Raw genomic sequence first — 3,428 nt, forward strand, 5'->3', positions numbered from 1 at the left:
TAGTTCATTAGATCTCAACTTCTGACCTTTGACACAATTTATTTTACAATCCCAGAAAAGACGCTAGACGAAACGCAAAAGACCTTGAGCAAAACAGAAAAGACGTTAAGCGAAAGACCTTTGGCTTTAAATACTATTTTGTCTAAAGTCCTTCACTAAATTGACCACCAAGCAGAGATGAGAGACCAACGATGAATAAAGCAAAACAGTATTAGAATCACAACACAAAGCTTTATTCATCCCTCATCCCTCATCCTTCCTCCCTCATCCTTCCTCCCTCATCCTTCCTCCCTCATCCCTCATCCTTCCTCCCTCATCCCTACCTTCTATCGGTTACTACTCGCGGAGGGCAACGATCCTGGTGGGGGTTGATTGACGACGGCCCAGAAGAGTCCGACCTGTTTGATCACATCCACAAATTCGTGAAAGTCGATCGGCTTGACAACATAGGCATTGGCCCCCAACTCATAACAGTTGAGCAAATCAGGTTCCTCACGGGAAGAAGTCAGCACCACCACAGGCACTAATCGAAAACTAGGCTCCGATCGAATCTGAGAAAGCACCTCCATCCCATTGACTCTAGGCAACTTGAGATCGAGCAAAATCACCACAGGATTGCCTTCCATCCGCATCTTAAAAATGCCGCGACGATAAAGATAATTGAGTGCCTCCTCTCCATCTCGTACGACCACCACTTCATTTGCCAGGTGATTGTCAGACAGCGATGTCAAAATCAATTCCACATCATTGGTACTGTCTTCGACGAGCAAAATACGTCTCATATCCGTTTCTGTCATGGAATCGTTGTCATCTCCTTTACTCCGTAGTGCGTAGTCCGCAGTGTTAGTTTACAGTGCGTCGTCCGTAGTGCGTTGTGAGAAACGCGATTAGGAAAAGCATTCAATAACAGATCTGTAGTGCGAAGACACTGCCCACTAGAGATGCAGACCATTCGCCGCAACAGTTCGCCTCATTAAAACCCTTCTACCCAAAAATCGCGTCTACTGGAAGATAGGGATACAGAGATGCCGATCGCACCTGTGTAACCGTCTACTCGATCAAGTCCGCTTGATTAATCGCAACCGGGTAAACAACTTTGGATTTTGGACTTTAAACATTGGACACTGAACTTTAGACTTTGAGATTCAGGTCTCCGGTCTAGCGTCTCTCGTCTCCATGCTTTGCCTGTTGCCTAATTTAGGGAATTGATATCAGACTCTACCTGCCTCTTTTGGCAACGAAAAGTAGAACGTCGCACCCCGATCGGTTTCTCCCTCTGCCCAGACTCGCCCACCATGACGGTGAATGATGCGCTGGACGTTTGCTAAACCAATCCCAGTGCCTTCAAATTGAGACTGAGTATGGAGTCGCTGAAAGATGCCAAACAGTTTGTGAACATAGCGCATATCGAAGCCGATGCCATTATCCCGCACAAAAAACACAATTTCTGTTTTCTGGTCAAGGCTACCAACTTCAATTTCGACTTTGGGGGTCAGACGGCTATACTTCACGGCGTTTTCTAGAAGGTTTCGCCAGACCAGCCGCAGCATAGAGGGGTCAGCCTGCACCGAGGGCAATGGGTCAATCTTCCAGGTAATCGATCGTCCCTGAATTTCGACCTCTAATTCGCGCTTGACTTCTTGCAACAGCTCCATCATCTCAAAGGAGATAAAGCGCATCTCCGATCGCCCCATCCGCGAAAAAGACAACAGATCGTCGATCAAAGTGCCTGCTTGTTTGGTGGTGTGGGCGATCGTGGTTAAGTATCGTTCACTCGTCGGGTCAAGACAGGTTGATTTGAGGTTTTTTTGCAGCAGTTCGACAAATCCGGCGATGTGGCGCAGCGGGGCCCGCAGGTCGTGTGACACCGAGTACGAAAAGGATTCTAACTCTTTGTTGGCGGCTTCGAGTTGGGCGGTGCGCTGATGGACTCGCGATTCCAAACTTTCGTTTAGCTGACGGATTTCGAGTTCGGCTTGTTTGCGATCGTGGACATCGGTAATCGTCCCCACCCATTCGCGCACCTTGCCATCTGAGTCAAATAAGGGAACGGCGCGAGCTTCAAAGTAGCGATAGTTTTGAGTGGCCGCGCACCAGAGACGACCCGCCGTTTCATAAAAGGAGTCATTGCTCAACGACTGTTTCCAACGAGCTTTCAGGGCTTCTCGATCGTCAGGATGAACCTTTTGTGCCCAACCCCAACCTTGATGCGCTTCCCAAGATTGCCCGGTGTAATCCTCCCAGCCTAATTGCCGCTCGGCAAAGCGCCCTTCTGCATCAGTCGTCCACAAAACAGACGTAACGGTGTTGACGATCGCCCGATAGCGTTCTTCTCCTTGGCGAAGGGCTTCTTCGATCTGTTTGCGGCTGGTGATATCGTGAGCAACCGTATACAGCCTGCCTTCTTTGGGAACGGGAGCCGTCATCCAATCGATCCATTTATAGCTGCCATCGTGACAACGGTAGCGATTCTCAAAATGCAGCGTGTTGATCCCCGTTGAGAGCTTTTGCATCTCTGCCAGCGTAGAGGCTTGGTCGTCGGGATGCACCAGTTCGATAAAAGGAGTGTTGAGTAATTCGGCTTCGCTATAGCCCAAAATTTTCTCAAAAGCAGGATTGATTCGCTTAAAGTAGCCATCCAGCCCAGCGATACAGAGCATATCCAGCGACAGGGTAAAGAAGCGATCGCGATCGTCTTCGGACTGTTTGCGACCCGTGATATCTTCGATCACCGAGATAAAGTACTTGGGATTGTCATCGGCATCGCGAACCAGCGAAACCGTGAGGTGAATCCAAACCAGCGATCCGTTTTTGTGAATGTAGCGCTTCTCGATCGCATAGGTTTTGATCGTCCCCGCCAGCATTTGGTGAAAGTAGGCTAAGTCAATTTCTAGATCTGCGGCGTAAGTAATCTCTTGAAAGGTTTTTTGCAGCAGTTCTTGACGAGAGTAGCCGACGATCTCACAGAGTTTTTGATTGACCCGCAGCCATTGGCCATCCAGTCCTACATGGGCGATCCCAATCGCAGCCAAGTCAAATGTAGCTTCAAACTCTACGGCCTGCTCTTGTAGAGCCTTTTCTACTAATGTCCAATTTTCGACCGTCACGATCGTTACTCCATTCCAAACAGGATTCTAAAAACGACTCTCAAGCAGCATCTATTTTGCTCTTAGAGAAGAACAAGATTCCGAGGCGATGGCGCGATCGCACAGAACACACTGTCTTCTATCATGCGATGCAGACCGTAAGGTTACCGATCTACCCAAAGATAGAGCTTGTATCGTCTCAAGAAAGATTTTGGATTTACGTAGATGATCGCCTTGCCTGTTTTCAAGGCTTGTAAGTCTAATCAAACCAACAAGATTTGGATTACTTAACGTCAGTTCGATGAGAGTGACTCGCTTCGTTTCAATCGGCTTCAGCCCCCT

The 3,428-nt window shown here is 48.5% G+C and carries 3 protein-coding genes; all 3 read right to left on the minus strand.

Annotated features, from left to right (window positions below):
• Positions 1-326: 326 nt before the first annotated feature.
• On the minus strand, positions 327-797 hold the full coding sequence (locus ACKFKH_RS33245) for a response regulator (protein WP_446862679.1): 471 nt from the start codon (positions 795-797) through the stop codon (positions 327-329).
• A 414-nt stretch (positions 798-1,211) separates the two neighbouring features.
• The gene (locus tag ACKFKH_RS33250) at positions 1,212-3,107 is read right to left on the minus strand and encodes a PAS domain S-box protein (RefSeq protein WP_446862680.1); all 1,896 of its coding nucleotides are present in this window, start codon (positions 3,105-3,107) and stop codon (positions 1,212-1,214) included.
• A 51-nt stretch (positions 3,108-3,158) separates the two neighbouring features.
• A partial coding sequence (locus ACKFKH_RS33255) for a hypothetical protein (protein ID WP_446862681.1) occupies positions 3,159-3,428 on the minus strand: 270 nt, incomplete at its 5' end.

The sequence above is a fragment of the Phormidesmis sp. 146-20 genome (assembly GCF_052939475.1).